Source organism: Microvirga sp. P4_A5, assembly GCF_056402495.1.
In genome coordinates this window covers 1-18,463 of sequence record NZ_JBFUHH010000088.1, presented here as the reverse complement: position 1 = coordinate 18,463, position 18,463 = coordinate 1, and the positions used below count along the sequence as shown (strand labels likewise).

Annotated in this window: 16 protein-coding genes; 4 read left to right on the top strand and 12 right to left on the bottom strand. The window is 60.9% G+C overall.

The features are described from left to right. The 3 genes from AC1DVM_RS18320 to AC1DVM_RS18310 form a co-directional block, all read right to left on the bottom strand. On the bottom strand, positions 1-280 hold a 280-nt coding region (locus AC1DVM_RS18320), incomplete at its 3' end, for an ATP-binding cassette domain-containing protein (RefSeq protein WP_477256728.1). Then, positions 268-1,971: an ABC transporter permease gene (locus AC1DVM_RS18315; RefSeq protein WP_477256726.1), complete on the bottom strand. Its 1,704-nt coding sequence runs from the start codon at positions 1,969-1,971 to the stop codon at positions 268-270. The genes AC1DVM_RS18320 and AC1DVM_RS18315, both read right to left, overlap by 13 nt. A gap of 119 nt (positions 1,972-2,090) precedes the next feature. Then, the gene (locus AC1DVM_RS18310; protein WP_477256730.1) at positions 2,091-3,056 is read right to left on the bottom strand and encodes an ABC transporter substrate-binding protein; all 966 of its coding nucleotides are present in this window, start codon (positions 3,054-3,056) and stop codon (positions 2,091-2,093) included. Positions 3,057-3,380: 324 nt separating this feature from the next. Here AC1DVM_RS18310 and AC1DVM_RS18305 point away from each other — a divergent pair, with 324 nt between their 5' ends. Beyond that, on the top strand, positions 3,381-4,352 hold the full coding sequence (locus tag AC1DVM_RS18305; RefSeq protein WP_477256724.1) for a sugar-binding transcriptional regulator: 972 nt from the start codon (positions 3,381-3,383) through the stop codon (positions 4,350-4,352). Here AC1DVM_RS18305 and AC1DVM_RS18300 read toward each other — a convergent pair. The 5 genes from AC1DVM_RS18300 to AC1DVM_RS18280 form a co-directional block, all read right to left on the bottom strand. Further along, positions 4,349-4,717: a hypothetical protein gene (locus tag AC1DVM_RS18300; RefSeq protein WP_477256722.1), complete on the bottom strand. Its 369-nt coding sequence runs from the start codon at positions 4,715-4,717 to the stop codon at positions 4,349-4,351. The two genes, AC1DVM_RS18305 and AC1DVM_RS18300, sit on opposite strands and share 4 nt — an antisense overlap. A 125-nt stretch (positions 4,718-4,842) precedes the next feature. Next, entirely contained in the window at positions 4,843-6,171 is a 1,329-nt protein-coding gene (locus AC1DVM_RS18295) for a pyruvate dehydrogenase complex dihydrolipoamide acetyltransferase (RefSeq protein WP_477256721.1), read from the bottom strand. A 2-nt stretch (positions 6,172-6,173) separates the two neighbouring features. After that, entirely contained in the window at positions 6,174-7,172 is a 999-nt protein-coding gene (locus AC1DVM_RS18290) for an alpha-ketoacid dehydrogenase subunit beta (RefSeq protein ID WP_477256719.1), read from the bottom strand. Continuing rightward, positions 7,172-8,206, bottom strand: coding sequence for a thiamine pyrophosphate-dependent dehydrogenase E1 component subunit alpha (locus tag AC1DVM_RS18285; RefSeq protein ID WP_477256717.1), 1,035 nt, complete (start codon positions 8,204-8,206; stop codon positions 7,172-7,174). The genes AC1DVM_RS18290 and AC1DVM_RS18285 overlap by 1 nt, the downstream gene beginning before the upstream one ends. A gap of 2 nt (positions 8,207-8,208) precedes the next feature. Then, positions 8,209-9,537 carry an NAD(P)H-dependent oxidoreductase gene (locus AC1DVM_RS18280; RefSeq protein WP_477256715.1) on the bottom strand — a complete coding sequence of 443 codons (1,329 nt, stop codon included), beginning with the start codon at positions 9,535-9,537 and terminating at the stop codon, positions 8,209-8,211. Positions 9,538-9,701: 164 nt separating this feature from the next. On the opposite strand from AC1DVM_RS18280, the gene AC1DVM_RS18275 reads away from it, so the two are divergent. Next, positions 9,702-10,712 (top strand): sugar-binding transcriptional regulator, encoded by a 1,011-nt coding sequence (locus AC1DVM_RS18275; RefSeq protein ID WP_477256713.1) that lies wholly within the window; start codon positions 9,702-9,704, stop codon positions 10,710-10,712. A 5-nt stretch (positions 10,713-10,717) separates the two neighbouring features. Continuing rightward, complete coding sequence (locus AC1DVM_RS18270; protein ID WP_477256711.1) at positions 10,718-11,671, top strand: carbohydrate kinase family protein; 954 nt, start codon at positions 10,718-10,720, stop codon at positions 11,669-11,671. A 65-nt stretch (positions 11,672-11,736) separates the two neighbouring features. Here the strand turns inward: AC1DVM_RS18270 and AC1DVM_RS18265 are convergent, their stop codons facing one another. The 4 genes from AC1DVM_RS18265 to AC1DVM_RS18250 form a co-directional block, all read right to left on the bottom strand. Beyond that, a complete protein-coding gene (locus AC1DVM_RS18265) occupies positions 11,737-12,990 on the bottom strand; it encodes a CAP domain-containing protein (RefSeq protein WP_477256709.1) in 1,254 nt (417 codons plus the stop codon). A gap of 135 nt (positions 12,991-13,125) precedes the next feature. Next, complete coding sequence (locus AC1DVM_RS18260; RefSeq protein ID WP_477256707.1) at positions 13,126-14,982, bottom strand: C1 family peptidase; 1,857 nt, start codon at positions 14,980-14,982, stop codon at positions 13,126-13,128. Positions 14,983-15,285: 303 nt separating this feature from the next. Next, the gene (locus AC1DVM_RS18255; RefSeq protein ID WP_477256705.1) at positions 15,286-15,945 is read right to left on the bottom strand and encodes a Crp/Fnr family transcriptional regulator; all 660 of its coding nucleotides are present in this window, start codon (positions 15,943-15,945) and stop codon (positions 15,286-15,288) included. 288 nt (positions 15,946-16,233) lie between these two features. Then, positions 16,234-17,271: a hypothetical protein gene (locus tag AC1DVM_RS18250; protein WP_477256703.1), complete on the bottom strand. Its 1,038-nt coding sequence runs from the start codon at positions 17,269-17,271 to the stop codon at positions 16,234-16,236. A gap of 526 nt (positions 17,272-17,797) precedes the next feature. Between AC1DVM_RS18250 and AC1DVM_RS18245 the strand changes: the two genes are divergently transcribed. Next, positions 17,798-18,463 (top strand): LuxR C-terminal-related transcriptional regulator (locus AC1DVM_RS18245; protein ID WP_477256701.1); only part of this gene is annotated, 666 nt, incomplete at its 3' end.

Genomic DNA, 18,463 nt, shown 5'->3' with positions numbered 1-18,463 from the left:
TGTGCGGCCAGAGCGCATAATTCTGGAACACGATGCCGACACGCCGGCGTTCCGGTGGAACGCTGCCGCTCGCACTCGAGACGGTTTCGTCGCCGATCCGAATCTCGCCCGAGGTCACCTTCTCGAAGCCAGCCACAAGTCGCAGAAGAGTCGTCTTGCCGCAGCCCGACGGACCCAGAACCGCCAGGAATTCCCCGTCGCGCACGTCGATCGACACGTTCTTCAACGCTTCGAAATCGCCGAAGGTCTTGCTGACGTTGTCGATGGTCAATCCCGCCATGGAAGAACTCCGCTCGGTAGATGGGGGGCAAGAAAATTGGTCAGGAGCATCAGCACGATGGTGATCGCTACCGTGATCGCCGACATGGCCGCCGCGTAGTTGGAATCGCCCCCCTGCTCGAAGGAAAACATCACGACGCCGATGGTCTCGGATCCTGACGACCACAGCAGCGCCGACACCGTGAGCTCGCTCAGCGCCGTCATAAAGATGAGCAGGCCGCCGGCGATGGCAGCCGGTGCGATGAGCGGGAAGATGATCGTGCGAAGCCTCATCATGAGACCCGCGCCGGCGATCTGCGCCGCTTCCTCGAGTGACCGGTCGATCTGATGAAAGCCGCTGATCGTCGGCCTGAGCGCGAGCACGAGAAAGCGGGCGAGGTAGGCATAGAGAATGATCCAGATCGTATTGTAGATCTGGATGCCGACCAGCGGGATCGGCTTCAGGAACACGAGCAGCGACGCGATCGCCAGCACGACGCCCGGAAGTGCGTAGGGAAGTTCGACCGCCAGATTGAGCAGCCGCACCCAACGCTTGTTGCCCCAGGCGATCAGATAGCCGATCGGAACCGCGGCGAAGACCGCGAAGACCGCGGCGGCGATCGATAGACAGAAACTGTTGAGGAACGCCCGGCTCGCCGCAGAATGCTTGAACAGCACGAAGCGATAATTGTCGAGGGTGGCGGTGGTTGCGTTGAGCGGAATACCATAGCCCGGCACCAGGGATGTGAGAACGAGGCCCAGCAGCGGAAGGAACAGGATCACGACGATCAGAAGCCACATGCCGGCTTGCACGAGGAGACGCCAGCGGCCGAGTTCGTACGGTTCCGCGCTGAGCGACGTCGAACTGATCCGATAATCGCGCCGCCGGCTGATGAAATCCTGCGTGACGATGCCCGCCATCGCGATCACGCCGATGAGAACGGACAGGAACGCGACCTCCGACAAGACGGCGGGGCCACCGCCTGCGAGGCGCTGATAAATGAGCGTGGGGAGCACGAGATAATTGGYCGGAATGCCGAGAAAGGCCGGGATGCCGAAATTTCCGACGCAGGAGACGAACGCGAGCGCGGCGGCTGCGACGATCGAGGGCGTCATCAGCGGCAGGATGATGCTGCGCAACACCGTGAACCACCCGGCGCCTCCGCTTCGCGCGGCCTCGACGAGTTCACGCGGCAGCTTGCGCAAGCCCGCGCGCACCATCAGGAAGACCAAAGGTCCGTACTGGATTCCCAGAAGCAGGATAATGCCTTGTGGAGAATACAGCGGGTTGCGCGTGCCCAGGGGCGGGGCAATGCCCAGAATCTTCAGGAACGGGCTGGCCGGGCCGAAAAGCTGCAGCCAGGCGAGTGCCGTCACCTGCGGTGCGATCATCAGGGGTGTGACGAAACACAGCACGAAAGCACCGCGCCGGCGCACATCCGTCAGCGTGACCAGAATGGCGATCGCCGTTCCCAACACCACGGCCAGCAGCGTGCCGCCAAACCCGACGATCAAGGTGTTGCCGGTCGCAACCCAGGTCGCGCGCGAACCGAGTCCGGCGCTGATCGCCGCGCCCGAAAGCGCACCGCCAGGAGCGATGATCTCCATCACCAGCCGCAGCATGGGCAGGATCGACAGCACGACGATGAGTGCAGCAACCACCGCCGTCAGAGCCATTTCGGGGCCCCGACGTTCTTTCACCCTGACCGACATATTTGGCTTCCTGGGAAAAAAACCGGGCGGCGGCTCCGAACCTGCGCGGGGTTTGTGCCCCGCAGGTTCGGAGTGCCCGGCTCACAGCCGGGCCGCCACGGCGTTTTAATCGCTTTGTCCTAGCCGCCGAAGAGCGCCGAGAACTTTTCCTTGTCGGCAGCCGTCTTCTCAATGACGGCCTTGATGTCGATCGGCATCACTTTGACCTTGGTACCTTCCGGCAACCAGCTCGGACGTCCAACCGAAGGCTTTGCGGGAAGATAGCCCTGCTCCAGCGCGAGCTTTTGTCCCGCATCCGACAGGATGAAATCGACAAACTGCTTGGCGCCCGCAACGTTCTTGGCGGTCGACATGATTGCAACCGGCTCGGTCACGGCGGGCACGCCTTCGTCCGGGAATACGAACTCGATCGGCGAGCCTTTCTGCTTGGCGTTCATCGCCATGAAATCGACCAGCACGCCGTAAGGCTTTTCACCGCTTGCAACGGATTTGAGAACAGCGCCGTTTCCGCGCACGCTGACGGTGTTGTTCGCCTTGAGCTTCTCGAAATAACCCCACCCGAGGTCGGGCTTCGCGGTGAAACCGGAGAGAAGGTAAGCCGCGGCGCCGGAATAGAGCGGGCTCGCCATGACAAGACCGTCGGCATAGGCAGGCTTGCTGAGATCGGCCCAATGCTGCGGCTTTTCCTTGGCGGCGGTGTTGTAGACGATGCCGGTGGTGATCAGCTTGCTGCCGAAATAGGTCTTGTCGGCATCATAGGCTTCCTTGTCGAAACCCTCGACCTTGGCCTCGGGATACGGCATGAGGCGCTTGTCTTTTTTCAGCAGTTCCATGCTCACCGCATCGGCGATCAGGAGCACGTCCGGCTGCGGGCTGCCGGCTGAAAATTCGGCCGCGAGCTTACCCAGAATGTCGCTCGTGCCAGAACGATAGATTTTCACGTCGACGCCCGGGTGAGCTTTCTTGAACGCTTCGACGGTGGTGGCCGCGTCCGCTTCCGGCTGCGACGTATAGAGCGTCAGCGTGTCAGCACTGGCGGCCCCGGCGAAAAGCGTCATTGCCAGCGCGAGCTGACTCACCGCCATCTTAACAGATATCGTTTTCATGAGACCTCCTTGTTGTTCTGTGCATGACCGGCCCGGCCCTTGCGGCCAGGTTCCCGTCTGCTCCTCCCTGCACGGCGCATATGACTGGTAGATGACAACGCGCGCTGCACCCATATGAAATGTTCATTTGTGCCTTGTCAAACACAAATGAACATTTCCTTCCGAATTGGAATTGTGTCCACTATAACACTGTGAGTTCCTTTGGTTGATATAAGGAAGCTGTCCTATAGTGGGGTAGACGCTGTCGCGTTGGAGAGACCAACCGTGCCGCAGGGCCCCGAGCGCGAGAGGAAACGGACCCCGATGTCCGCAAAAAAGGAGAAGTCACGCAAAGTCGGGGCGATGATGTCGTCCGACATCACCGTGAAGACGGCTTGGCTCTATTATGTCGAAGGGTTCACTCAGGAGCAGATCGCAAAGAAGCTCGATCTCAGCCGCGTCAAGGTGATGCGCACACTCGCGGCCTGCACGGCGGAGGGTGTTGTGGTCACCACCATCAACACCGCGACATCCGAGCAGGTCGCACTCGAACGGGCCTTGGAGAAGCGCTGGAACCTCGACACGGCGATTGTCGTGCCGACGCCTTCCTCAGACGAGCATCTCGGAAAAGCGATCGGACACTCCATCGCACTCTATCTCGGACAGCAGATGAAGGATGGTATGACGTTGGCCATCGGGGGCGGGGCGACGCTTCATGCAAGCCTTGGTTTCCTGACCCGCCGTGCGCTCAAGACCGGCTCTGTCATAGCCCTCGTGGGAAGTCTGCCCCATTCGCAATGGATCAATCCGTCGGTGGTCGCCGCCAAGGTCGCGGACGTATTCGAGGTCGACAGCTATCAGATTACGGCGCCCGTGGTGGTGAGCGATCCCGCGCTTCGCGACCTTCTATGGGCACAGCCCACGCTGCAAGACGTGCGCAACCGCGCGTCACAGGCCGACATCGCGCTGCTCACCGTAGGCGACATGTCGCCGGACGCGACCATCTTCCGCCACAACATCGTTCCGCCCTCGCTGATGCCGTCGTTGAAGGCCAAGGGCGCCGTCGCCAATATGTTATGTTACTTCGTCGGCGCGGATGGCAAACTCGTCGATCACGAGGTCAATGGGCGCGTGATGGCGATCGACCTCGACGTGGTCGGCGCCGTGCCGAATGTCGTTCTGGCGGCGGGTGGCAAGCCGAAGGTCGCGGCAATCCTCGCGGCGCTCAAGGCTGTGAACGTGAACGTTCTCATCACCGATAGCGAGACCGCCGCGATGCTGATCGCCAAGGGCTAGATCACGCCCCGATCACGCAGGAAATCTTCGACACCCACATGTGTCATGTCTTCGAATTCTGCAACCGCCTCCGCGGTGCGCCGGCGCTGGGTGGCAAGCAGGGTGATGACCTGCTTCATCTCGTGCGACACGCCAAAACGCGACCATCGCTCGGCGATATGCGCCGAAAGGCCAAGGTCGGCGCAGAAGCGTTCGAGATTCTCATAGCCAAGCTCGGTGACGAGTTCTTTCGTGTCGTCGGCAGAGAGGCGTGGCTCGAAAGCGTGATCATGAAGGCGTTGGGCCACGAGCCGGATATCGGAAGGTGTTGTCCCGATGACCTTGCTGCAGAGGGCCATGACCTCTGATGGACCGAATGCCGGCATGCTCACCTCCTTCAAATCACGGGCAGCCGATGGCCCGCCTTGCTCGCGCAACGCCGTCACATCATGGGCGAACGGCCTTCGCGTGACAAGTGCCCGCCAATGACGCAGCCGCGATTGGCCGGCCCTCACACCAGCATTCCGATCGGATCCTCGATATAGCGCTTGAAGCTCCGGATCACTTCCGCCGCAAGCGCGCCATCGACCGCGCGGTGGTCGGTGGACAGCGTCACCGACATCACGGTTGCGACGCGAAGCTCACCACCCTTGGCCACCGCCCGCTCCTCGCCCGCGCCGACGGCCAGAATGCTCGCATGCGGAGGGTTGATGACCGCCGCGAAATCCCGAACACCGAACATGCCGAGATTGGACACCGCAGTCGTCCCGCCCTGGTATTCCTCGGGTTTCAGTTTGCGAGTCCGGGCACGATCGGCGAGGTCCCTCATCTCACTTGAAATCACCGACAAGGTTTTCGCGTCGGCACGGCGAATGATCGGCGTGATCAAGCCACCGGGGATCGACACGGCAACGCCCACATCCACGTGCTTGTGCCGAAGCATTCCGGCTTCCGTCCATGACACGTTGGCGCTCGGTACGTCGCGTAGAGCCAGCGCCATGGCCTTGATGATCATGTCGTTGACCGACAGCTTGTAGGCCGGCGCCTCCCCCTTCTCCGTGGTCACCCGAGGCGCCGCAGCGTTCAATTGCGCGCGGAGCGCCAGAAGCGCATCGAGCTCGCAATCGAGCGTCAGATAGAAATGCGGAATCGTGCTTTTGGCCTCGACCAGCCGACGGGCGATCGTCCGTCGCATGTTGTCATGCGGAATGAGGTCATACGAATCCGGCTCGAACAGCTTCATCACCTGATCGTCCGAGGCCGGTTTCGGCTTCGAACACGACACTGAGGTTTCGGCGCCAACGCTTCGCTGGACCGGCACCGACTTCGCGGCCACGACCGCTGCTTCCACGTCCGCTCTTACAATTCGTCCGCGCGGCCCGGAGCCCGTGATCGCAGGAATTTGGAGGCCGGCTTCTCGGGCAAGACGCCGGGCGAGCGGCGTCGCGCGCGCGGCCCCGTGCTTCGCGGTCTCGACGGTCACCGGCGCCTGAACCGCGGCCGCCATGTTGGTCTTCTCGGCGATCGTATCGGGCAACGGTTCTTCGAGGGTTCCACGTCTTTCGCTCGGGCTCTCCCGTCGAGCTTCCGAGCGGGTTTCGCCCTCGGCGTAGATCCACGCCACGGCTTCGCCGACCGGAATGTCGATGCCTTCCCGGCCAGTGATGTCCCGGATGATTCCGCTCGCGGGCGATTCGATTTCCATCGCGGCCTTGTCGGTTTCGATCTCGAAGAGCACGTCGCCCTTCTTCACCGTCGCGCCGTCTTCGACATACCAGCGTGAAATCTGTCCGGTCGCCATATCCATGTCGACCTTGGGAAGAATGACTTCGGTCGGCATGTCTAACGCACCCCCTTCACCAGATCGCGCGCAGCCGCGATGATGTCGGGAACCTGCGGCACGGTCGCCTTTTCGAGCTCGGGATTGTACGGGATCGGCGTTTCGGCGCCGCCCAGGCGCACGATCGGCGCATCCAGAAAATCGAATGCGTCGCTTTCGGCTACCATCGCGCTCACCTCGGCGCCGATGCCGAGCGTCTTCACCGCCTCGTAGACACACAGCAGCCGCGAGGTCTTCTTGACGCTGTCGATGACCGTCTGTTTGTCCATCGGCCGGATGGTGCGGAGATCCACGACTTCGATGTCGATGCCTTCGGCTGCGAGCGTCTCCGCCGCTTCAAGCGCCTTGTGCACCATGATGGAGGTTGCGACGATCGTCAGATCCCGACCTTCCCGGCAAATCTTCGCCTTGCCGATCGGCACGACGTAATGGCCCTCGGGCACGACGCCCTTCATCTTGTAGAGGAGCTTGTGCTCGAAGATCATCACCGGGTCGGGATCGGCGATGGCTGCCAGCAGCATGCCCTTCGCGTCGTGGGGCGTTGCCGGCTGGATCACCTTGAGGCCGGGCACGTGGCCGAGCCAGGCTTCGAGACTCTGGCTGTGTTGTGCCGCAGCGCCCGTACCGGAGCCGGCGGGAAACCGCATGACGAGCGGCACCGACACCTCGCCGCCGAGCATGAAGCGCATCTTCGCCGCCTGATTGACGATTTGTTCCATGGCGAGCGTGGCGAAGTCGGAAAACTGAAACTCGAAGATCGGCCGCATCCCGGTCATCGCAGCGCCCACTGCGACGCCCGCGCCACCGAGTTCGGAGATCGGCGTATCCATTACGCGATCGGTACCGAAGCGCTCCACCAGATCACCCGTCACCTGAAAAGCGCCGCCATAAACGCCGATATCCTCACCCATGAGGAACACGCGCTCATCCGCCTCCATGGCGATGGCCATGGCCTCCTGAATCGCCTGAGCGTAGCTCAATTCGCGGGGCAACGTATCCATCAGGCCGTCTCCGTATAGACGTAATCTTCAGTATCGCGGACGTCCGGGGACGGGCTGTTTTTTGCAAACTCGATGGCTTCCGCAATTTCCTGCGCCACTGCCTCGCGGATTGCCTGGATGCCGTTCTGATCGATGATGCCGAACTCCTGGAGCTCCGCCTCGAACAGGGTGATCGGGTCGCGATTGGACATCCAGTCGTCGATCTCTTCCTTGGTGCGATAGCGGTTGCGGTCGCTCTTGGAATGTCCGCGGTGGCGGTAGGTTTTGGACTCGATCAATGTCGGTCCTTCCCCGGCCCGCGCGCGCTCGACGGCCCGATGCGACGCGTCGGCCACTTCCGAGAAGACGTTTCCGTTGACGATGACACCCGGCATCGCATAGGCGGCGGCGCGATCGGCGATGTTTTTTACCGCTGTCGAACGCTCGGTCGACGTCGACATGCCATAACCGTTATTCTCACAGACGAACACCACCGGCAGTTTCCAGATCGACGCCATGTTGAGCGCTTCATGGAATGCGCCCTCGTTGTTGGCGCCATCACCGAAGAACGACACCACGACCTTGCCGGTTTTCATCTTCTTGGCGGAAAGCGCTGCCCCCACCGCGATGGGAAGTCCGCCGCCGACGATGCCGTTGGCACCGAGGTTGCCCTTTGCCACATCGGCGATATGCATGGAGCCCCCACGGCCGCGGCAATAGCCGGTGGTCTTGCCGAAGAACTCGGCGAACATCCTTTTGACCTCTGCGCCCTTGGCGATGCAATGGCCGTGGCCGCGATGCGTGGAGGTGATCTGATCGTCGTCGGTCAGCGGCATGCAGATGCCGAGCGCGCTCGCCTCCTGGCCGATCGACAGGTGCATGGTGCCGTGAATGAGCCCCCGCATATAGGATTCCTCGGCGCCCTCCTCGAACCGGCGGATGAGGTACATCTTATGCAGCACCTCCTTCAGCCGTTCGGCACCGTACTCACGGTAGACGAAGGGCAGATTGGCCTGCGCCGTCGCTTCCTTCACGTTTCGCTTTGCTCCGACCATCGTCACGCTCCCGTCTTGCCGTAGACGAGCCTGTCCTGCCGGGCCCGCAATTCGGCGATCTTCGATCCGGCCACCGGCGTCGCATTCGCATACGTGATGAGGTCGCCCTTCTTGATGGCAGCCGTGACGGTTCCTCCCTGAAGGAGCCCGCACGGAACCGCATTGGCGGCGCGCGCCTCCGGTGCCGTCATGATCCAGGCGCGATAACAATACTCGCCGATGGCGTCGAGGGTTTCTCCGGCCCGCATGTCTTTCTTGGCGACCGCGCAGACTTCCGCGACAGGCTTCGGCAGCGGCACCATATCGGGCTTACCGTAAAGAACGACGCGGGCGCAGGTCAGAGGGACTTCAAGCGACGTGAGGTGGTAGGGACGATGGAAAGTGAAGTACGGTCCCTTCCCCATCTTGAGATCTTCCATGCGCTCCGAAATGCGGGGATGGGACATGTCTGCAATCACGAACACGCCAGGCGCCACACCTTTGCCGATCGAGTAATCGACCACGCCGACCTTGGACAGGATACCACCGTCCTTTTCGGGGATGAGAACTTTCGACAATTGATCGAGGGTTGCCGATGGGCCGTGCATGCCTGCCTTGTCGGGGACGAGACCGGTGGCGTTGGCGATTGCGGCCATCTCCACCATTGTTTTCGAGCCGTCGACGAACTCCACCAGCATGCGGACGTTCATATGTCGCCGTTCAGCCTCTTCCGCGTAATCGTGCGGCACGGCATCGATATTCAGCGGATTGTTCTTCCCTTTTCCGGCGGCAACGATGGGATGACCCATCGCCGATACGAACTCGATCAACTCCATGCAGGATGACGGTTCGTCGCCTGCGCCGAGCGAATACGTCACGCCGAGGCGGTCGGCCTCGCTCTTGAGATAGGCCCCGATCGTGACGTCGGCCTCGACATTCATCATCACGAGATGCTTGCCGTGCTCCATCGCGCGCAGGCCGATTTCGGCACCCACCGCAGGAATGCCCGTCGCGTCGATCACCACATCGATGAGATCGTTGTTGATGATCAGATCCGCGTCGTTGGTCACCGCCACCATGCCCGCTTCCATCGCGGCGGTCATGCCGGAAGCATTCGACACTTCGCGCGAATGCCCACCCTCGCGGTAGGCAATCTCCACGGCCTTGGTCGCAGCCGGGACGTTGAGTTCCGAAATGGCGCCGATTTCGATGCCCGACATATGGGCGACGCGCGTGACGATATCGGTGCCCATCTCGCCCGAGCCGATCAGCCCGATCCGGATCGGCTTTCCGGACTTGGAACGAACGTCGAGATCGTGGGCGAGGCCCGTCAACGCAATATTGGAAGCCATGCAACAAATCTCCCGCAATCAGGGCCGGTTTCGCTCTTGGGTTTAGTGAACATCTGTTCTATGGTCAACACTAATGTCCAAATTTTCACCCTGGGGATGGCGGGGGTTGTATGGCGTCCGGCTCTCTGCAAATGCTCTTGCCGGGGCAGGAACGAGGGGATTCAATGACGGGCCTGGAAACGAAGCTGAAAAAAACGAAATTCCGGTCCGACCAGGACGAACTCAAGCTGAGGGCGGCCTACCTCTATTATGTCGAGGGACGCACGCAGGAGCAGGTCGCCCAGCATTTGGGTATCAGCCGTATCAAGGCCCTCCGGCTTCTCGCCGCGACCCGCGAGGATGGAACTGTCCAGATCACCATCAACTCGCCTGCCGGGTCCCTGATCAAGTTGCAGCGAGAACTGGAGGAGCATCTGGGTCTTTCCGAAGCCATCGTCGTCCCGACCTCCGACCAGAATGAAGAAAGCGTGGCGGCGGTCGTCGGGCATGCTACCGGGCGCTACATTTCGGAGCACGTCGCAGACGGGCTTTCGATCGGCGTTGGTTGGGGCGCAACGCTGCAGGTTTGCATGCGTTCGCTCTCGTGGCGTGAAGTCAACGACATGACGGCCATTTCGCTGCTGGGTGGCCTGACCCACGCAACAGCTCACAACCCCTCCGCGGTCGCGTGGCGTTTCGCGGAATTTTATCGCACCGAGCTTTATCAGATCACGGCGCCCGTCTTCGTCCCGGATCGCGAACTCGCCGACGCGCTCTGGAAACAGGACGACCTCAAGAAGCTCTATCAACGCGCCCGCGAAGTAGATATTGCTCTGCTGAGCGTGGGCGATGTCAGCAAGCAGGCGTCGATCTTCAGACGGGGCATCCTCACTTGGTCTGAAGGCAAGAGCCTCAAAGAGGCAGGCGCGGTTGGCGACGTTCTCTGTCATTTTGTCGATGCGGACGGCAACGTGATCGACCATCCGGTCAACCACAGGGCTATGGCGATCAATCCGGCGGACCTGCGTTCGGTTCGAAAGGTCGTGATCTCCTCGGGCGGTACGCGCAAGGCCGATGCAATCCGCGCCGGAATAGCGGCGACCAATGCCAGGTTCCTCATCACCGACGTGGCCGCCGCGGAAGCCCTTCTCAATCTCGATCCCATCGTGAGAACGTCACACAAGGCCACGGGCTGAGCGTCATGCGCTACGATTATTCGTCGATTGGTTTCTACACTTTCGATTGCCTCGGCTGGCCGGTGACCGGCATCCCGCCGGGCGGCGGCACTTTTTTCATCGACGAAATCGCGCTCGCCGTCTCGGGGGCCGCGGGCACGGCCGTCATCGCTGCCGCGAAAATGGGTTTGAAGAGTCTCGCTGTCGGGGGCGTCGGGCATGACCTGATGGGCGATTGGGTGCTGGAGCGCGTGGCGGGCTTCGGCATCGACACCGGCATGCTGCGGCGGATCGAGGGCTCGCGCACATCGTCCTCCATCGTCGCCACGCGTCCGGACGGATCCCGCCCGGCTTTGCACATGAAAGGCGCGACCGGTGATTTTGTCATCGCGGCGAGCGAGTTCGATCGTGTGACGGATGCCCGGGTCGTCCATCTCGGAGGCGTGGGCCTGATGGACCGAATGGATGGAACGGCGAACGCCGCGTTGCTGAAATATGCGCAAGCGCGGGGAGCCGTCACCACCGTCGACGTATTCGCCGCCTCGACCGACGATCTAGCCGATGTCGCCGCGGTCCTTCCTCACACCGACTACTTCATGCCTTCGATCGAGGAAGCGCGCGCTCTGACGGGTTTGCAGGAGATCGGCGATTGCGCCAAATTCTTCATCGATCGCGGGGTGAGAACCTGCGTGTTCACCCTTGGCGACGAGGGCGCCTATTATCACGACCGCGACGGCGTCAGAATTCATGTCCCGGCGTTCGACGTCGCGGTGAAATGCACATGCGGATGCGGCGATGTCTTCAACGCCGGCTTCGCCGTCGCGATCTGTCGGGGCTTCGACCCCGAGGCGATGGTGCGGTTCGCGCAGGCAACCTCGGCTCTCAATGCCACCGGCCTCGGCTCACAGGCGGGCGTCCAAAGCTTCGATCATACCTGGGATTTCATGAACAACACAAAGCCGAGCGACGCGAGAATCTGACTCTTTGGGACCAGACCCTCGAGGATCTTGGCGGCCGGCGGAAGGGGACCGCCGGTCGACTGCTCCTAGAGCCAGAAATCGCCGCGATCGATGGAACTCACAGGTTCATCGACGAGACCGATCGACTGGCCGTGCGTCTGGATCAGCACGTCGTCATACCGGCCATCCTTGTCGATATCCGCCGCGCTAATCTTGATCGACGAATAGCTGAAGCCGTTGCCGCGAAGGTCCATCTTGTCGCGACCGTTGAGAAAATCGTCGATGCGGTCCTGGCCCCAGCGGCCCTTGAAGATGAAGGCATCGGACCCGCTTCCTCCTGCAAGCCGATCGGCACCGGAACCGCCCTCCAGCTTATCGGCACCCGATCCTCCATTGAGACGATCCGATCCGGTCTTGCCGAGCAGAATGTCGTTTCCAGCGCCACCTGACACGTAATCCTTGCCGGAGCCGCCATCGAGCCGGTCATTCCCTTTGTTGCCATAGAGCCGGTCGTCGCCGCCGAGGCCGTTGATCAAGTCGCCCCCGGAGGTGCCTGAAAGCTTGTTGATCGTGGAGGTGCCCGTGATGACATTGGAAATGTCGGAAGACGCGGGCGTGCCCCCGCCCGTGAGGGTCGGATCCACGAGATCGAGCTTCACATTCGCCCCGGAGATCGTCACCTGCCGGGTCGTCGCAGCGACGCCGCCGCCAGAAAATGTCACGGTGTAGGTGCCGTTCGGCAGGGCCATCTGATAGCCACCCGAAACCATCCCGGTTGTCGTGTAGACGGCGCCCGTTGAACTGAGGGCCTGAATGGTGACTCCGCCGAGGCCCTCGCCCGGATCGTAGAACTTGTCGCCGTCCTTATCGTCGAAGGTCACTCCGGTTAGAAACGAACCCGTTCCGGAACGCGCAAAATTTTCCGTCACGAAGGCCGCTTCCCACCCCTGATACTCACCGGTTTCGAAGCCGATTCCGATCTCGCGGAAATCGGCATTCAGGATGTTCACCTTGTGACCGGCACTGTTCATGAGGTTCGTGTGAAGGAGTTGGACCTCATCCTGAAGCCCCGCCGGAGCGCGAAGACTGGCCCACGCGATATTCTCGGCTGAGCTCCACGAGCCCGCAAACTGATAACCCGCGGCTTCCATTCTGTCTGTCGGATGAGATCCGCCCGAGCCTGTGTGAGAAAACACGTCGGATGAGATCATCCACTCGCTGTGGTTCTCCGACGAGACGAGCAGGTTCGCATTGAACGCCAATGGTTGAGCGCCCACCTTGGCACGCTCGGCGTTGACCAATTCAAGCAGGAACTGCTCATAGCTATTAGGCTGAGCCATACAAATTTTCCTATGATTTCGTTCTGAAATAGGGTTCTGATGCGGACTGATATTTCCCAGTTAGGCAGAGATTTTGGCGCAAATAGGGATTTTTGCGAGGCGTACCGGGTGTGGCGGCTCCGTTTCCCATACCCGCTAATACCCGGTCAGTTCATCGGGAGTCGGCGGGTACGGAACCTTCTTCTTCAAAATCCGCGACATGATGGTTCCCAGGGTGGCGGCATCGTTGTCGAAGCCCCCGTGACTGTCGGCCGCGGTGGCGGAGCCCAGCGCGTAATCGATCGTCAGCTTGCGGCTGGTCGGCATGAGATTCGCATAAAGCTGCATTCCGGCGATCGGCATTCCGGGCGCATCCTCGTATGCGCGGGACACGAGATAGAGCAGTGAGCGTCCATAAGACGGGACGAATGGAATTCCGACCGACACGGTGTCGGCTTGTTCCAGACTGTCGCTCAAGTTGTATATAAATAGTTTATCGGCCAGAGGGCGCGCTCCGTTGCCGACCAGGAACGGGCCGTAATGCGCCTTGAAAAATTCGGTCGTGCATGCGGGTGCCATGAGGTGGATGCTGCCGAGTTCCAGCTTCTTGAGTTTGAACCGGCCAAGGCATGACAACAGACGCCCGATCATGATCGCTCCGGCGCTGTGCCCCACGAAGTGAATCTTAGGTCGCCGGTCCGCCTTCTCGAGTCCCGCCAAAAGTGGAAGCAGCCCCCGAAAGCCTCCATCGTACTCCGCTTCGCCGCCGAACGCCGCTTCGGCATCCCGCTTCATGTTGCGCCACGCATAGCCGCCGGTCCGCTTGCCGATTCCCGTTTCGAACATCCAGTCGAACATGCCCCCCGCGCGTGCCGCTGCCGACCTGGAGATTTCGCCGAAGGCCTCGTCGAGAAAACCCGAGCCCCACATGAGATGGAAGTTGTAGATCTTGTTGCGCCCGAAGATATCGTTACGCCGCCATGTGGCGATGCGCCCTGCCTCGGATGTCTGCGCGTTGAGCCCTCCATGCGCGTAGATGACGAGGTGGTCGAAGCCTTTGGCGCCATTCGAGACAGGGGATGCAATGCGATCCACCGTCTCTTGCATCTCGACCGGGTTCGGCGAAGCATACTTCCCCGTCATTTCCAGCCGCCCATCGTCGATGTTGATGAAATGCCCGACGATATCGCCGCGATTGGGATCGTTGAAGCCGAACAGGCCCGTCGTGCTCGCGGGCGTTACGCGCGGCATGGCCCCGAACGCATCGGGCGCGGGCACGCCGAGTTGCAGAACCCACGCATCCATCACGGTCGAGGCCCAATCGCCGTAGGTCCAATGGGCGATGCCGTTCTCGCCCCAGTCAGCTCCCCAGGAATTGAGGACCCAGAAGCCCTTCTCGTCATATCCGACGATCGCGAAGGCGTGTCCGCCGACCGCGCGTCCGCCCGGTTCGATGCGCCCGTCGCTGGGTTTTTTCCAATTGGCGTGGATTTGCGCCGAGACGTAGATCGCTCCGACGTCGTTCAGCGCCGCATGATAGTCGGTGATGTCGGGCAGGAGGCGAAAATAGGCGCCGAGGCGGATCGCACGGGCCTCCTTCGCCATGTCGTAGGTCAGCGCCCAGATTCTCGAGGCTGCCCGATCGGGCGCCGTTTCCTCGCTGCACACGCCGTTTCGAAAGAAGCCTTTGATCGCGCCGCGGAGACTCGAACCCTCGTAGACGCTGCCGGCCCATTCGTCGTTTCGCTTCGCCATCTCGTAGAGCATCCTCGCGCTCACGGGACGGGGATTATCGGCGCCGACTTCGCGGAAGCGAAGGTGATCGATCACGTGCGCGAGGGAGAAACCGGTGCAACTGGCATCCGCACCCTGGTTGCGGACCGGGAATGATACTCGGGGATAGATAGCCGCATGGAGTGCGCGCAGGTGGGGCTGATAAACCCGATCGCGAATGTCCGGGAGGTCTGGGAGGATATCGAGCGTATACTCCCCCAGCTCGACGGACTGTGTCACGAAAACCCTGTTACCGACCTTGATCTGGGGCGCGAGATCCTGTTGACGGCGCCTGGTCGCGTCCGACGGGATGCCGGCATCCGGTGGCGCAGCGGAACGTCTGCCGCTTGCGCCGAGGTCGCCCCGTGCTCCTCTGGCACGCGCCGGGGCCGTTTTGCGCTTCGCTCTTGCCGCCTTCGCAGCTTTCACCATAAGTCTCACCGTCCGCTGAAGCTCCCCGCCAACTAGACCACGATTTCAAGGGTCCGTCACGGAGAGCTAGTCAGCGGATCAGGCAGACGAGGGCAGGCATTGCGCCCGTCGTCAGGAACCGATCTGGCCGGCCACCCTTGCAAGACGGCTCTTGTCGAGAATCTCGACTGAGTGCGGCTCCGGGAGGCGGATCAGGCCTTGCGTCTTCAACTTTGTGAATGTGCGGCTGACGGTCTCGATGGTCAGGCCCAGATAATCCGCGATATCGGTACGGTTCATGGGCAGATTGACGGGGCTTTGGGAAAAGCCGAGTTCCGTGGCACGGTTCGACATCAGCAACAGGAATGAGGCAATCTTCTCCGACGGCGTGAGACGCCCGAGGATCAGCTGGCTGTCGCGCGCATGGCGGAGCGCACGTCGGGTGAGAAGATGCAGGCGGTCCTTCAGGCTGCCATATTGGTCCATGAGCTGATCCATATCCTCGACGGAGAACGAGCATAGGACAGACGGAACGACGGCCTCCGCGGTCTGGGTATAGACATCCTCGTCCGACAGACCGAGATAATCGCCGGGCATGAGAAAGCCGGTTATCTGGCGCCTGCCATCCGCGAGCGTGCGCGAGAGACGAACCATACCCGCGGTCAATGAGAAGACCCGGCGCCTGGCGCTGCCCTCCTCGACTAGAACCTGGTTGGTGTCGAGCCTGCACGAACTCATCGCGCGGTTCAGGTCGGCGATCTGATTAGTCTCGAGGGCTCCGCAGATCGCCATGCGGCGCACATCGCAGTCCACGCAAGCGTGGCAAGCTTGGCGTTGCGCGTGCTGCCGCCCTGAGGATGCCGTGGGCGACGAAGGGCGAGCGTTAAGACGAAGGTTCATTGTGATGAGATTTCATGGCCAAATCGGCAATTACCACATCGCCACGTCGGTGTCTGCTCTTGGGTCGGAGGTCGTCTGGCCGCGCCCTGGCCAAGATCAGAAGGGTGGAAGGAAGCGGCGCGGTGGCCTGACGCCAGCAGCGCGGACCTTCCACATTCGTTGTCTGACGCTTGCCGCGTACTAGATCGCCGCAAAATCGATCTGGGCGATCATTTCCTGATCAACTGCCGCCATTTGGGTGGCCTCGATGTCCAGATCCAGTTCGCCATTCTCATAGTCAGCATCGACATTGGCGTCCTGATCCGTGTCGATCTCCTGAGTGACGTCGATGGCGACTGTCACCACGTAGCGGTCCGCCAGGTCGTCCTCGATATCGATATCGACGTCAACGTCCTGATCAAGCGTCATGTCCTGGCTGACTTCGACGACACCGCCAGGAGGCCCGTCGGTGATGCTGATCCCCACGTTCGTGTCCTGCTCGATCTCGATGGAATCGCTCATGTCCAGATCGATGTAGAGGACACCGTCGTCTTCGAAGATCTCGAGGTCGATATCGATCTCCTGCTCGACGCTGAGTTGCTGGTCGATCCGTACGGCAAAGTGGCCGGTGCCATCGAGGCTGAACGCCAAGTTTATATCCTGATCCATCCTGATGGTCTGATCGATATGGAGTCGTGCGACGACTTTGCCCCCGTAGCCATGCACCAGAATGCTCGCGTCCTGATCGATGTCGGCGATTTGCGAGAGAGTTACACTATGTGCGTCCCTACCTCCTTCGACTTCCCCGTCGGAGATTTGTGGTTCCTTCGGGTTATCCTTTGCGTGCGCAGCAGGCTCGCCACGGACAGTGTCGGGAATGTCGTCGCCATCGGCCCGTCCGGCGTCGATCTCCACGGAAATCTCGCTCACCTTGATGCCGTCGACTGACGGCATCGCGCCGGGTGCTGGGTCAGCGATAAGCACAGGATCCGATGGGGCGACGTCGATAGGCGACCGCACGAACAGGGCAGAGACATCGGGCATCAGGCTGTCGCCTAAGCCGGGGTCGGTTTCGGCCAAACGGGGGGCCGTCTCTGCTTCAACTTCCGAGATCGGGACAAAATGCACGCCTGGCGAAGTCGGGTCCTCGCAGGTCTCCCCCTGCCCTTCTACCAACGCTGTCGAATTGGCTGGCACGAAAGGCAGAAGGTCGCGGATGTCCTTGTCCGCAAAGTCCATTTCACCCACCAGGTCACGGACGCCGGGACAAATGATGCTGCGGATCGTGTTTTGCTTCCAGAGACCCTTTCCGGTCGCTCTTCTAATCATCTCGGGTGTGGAAGCGAGATGCCGTTCCCGAGATTTTACTCCTGCCTCCGCCAGCAGAAGGATATTCCTTCCGCTTAATCGCATGCATCAATGAAACGAGATACTATTCATATACAATAGCCCTTTTTAGTTCATTAATCCCTATCATGGGTTAAACATGAAGTGTTCAATACTGTTCAAATTGTGCTAATATTAAATTGCTCGGCTCCGGGCAAACCTCGCGTGAAGTGTCAGCCGCGTAAGCGTATTAGGCGATAGCTCCGCATTTACCATGGCGGCTAATTACTCTGGCAACTGTACGAGTTAGTAATGGTTTTTTGATCTGATTGTTCAAAGCGAAGTGTTTCTTCTCAAAAATCTGAGAAGACAGTTCGCTGAGACGACTTTGTCCTGTCAAAGGGGGGTCGTTATGCCGGAAATTCGGACGGACGATGGAATGCGGGAAGCTATTGTCGTTGTCGACGATGAACCGTTCTCTCAGGAATGTCTCATCGAAGCGCTTCGCGGCTCCTTTCCGCACGCATCGATCAATGGTGTCGCGGGTCTCGATGACCTTTACCGGGGCGACGGCATAACAGTGGCGCTCGTGTTGTTGAAAGCAACGCTCTTTCCAAATTGCGATGCCATCGCCCGCGCCGTCAGGCTCCTTGATCGCTCCACTCCTCAGGCGCCGGCGGTTCTGATTTCCGCGAAGGATGAGATCGATGTCGTGCAGGCCATCGGCGCCGGCTTGAAAGGCGTCATTCCGGTTTCGGCTTCCCTTAAAGTCGGAATAGCGGCTCTTCGGCTGGTCATGGCCGGGGGAACCTATTACCCGCGTCCGGGCCCAAGCTATCTGTCTTTGGCGAATGGGACGAGCGGGAACGGTCATGCGCAGCCGCTCCCACTGGCCCATCTTGCTGCTACAGGGTCTATCGCGGTCGAAGAGAGCTTTTCGACGCAACAGAAAAGCCCGCCCGATCCGCCTGCGACGCCTGGCGCCAACGGCTCCCGTGTCACCTTCACGACACGGGAGGCGGATGTTCTGGCATTGCTGCAGAAAGGGCATTCCAACAAGTGGATCGCCGATCACCTGAAGCTCTCCGAGAATACGGTAAAGGAC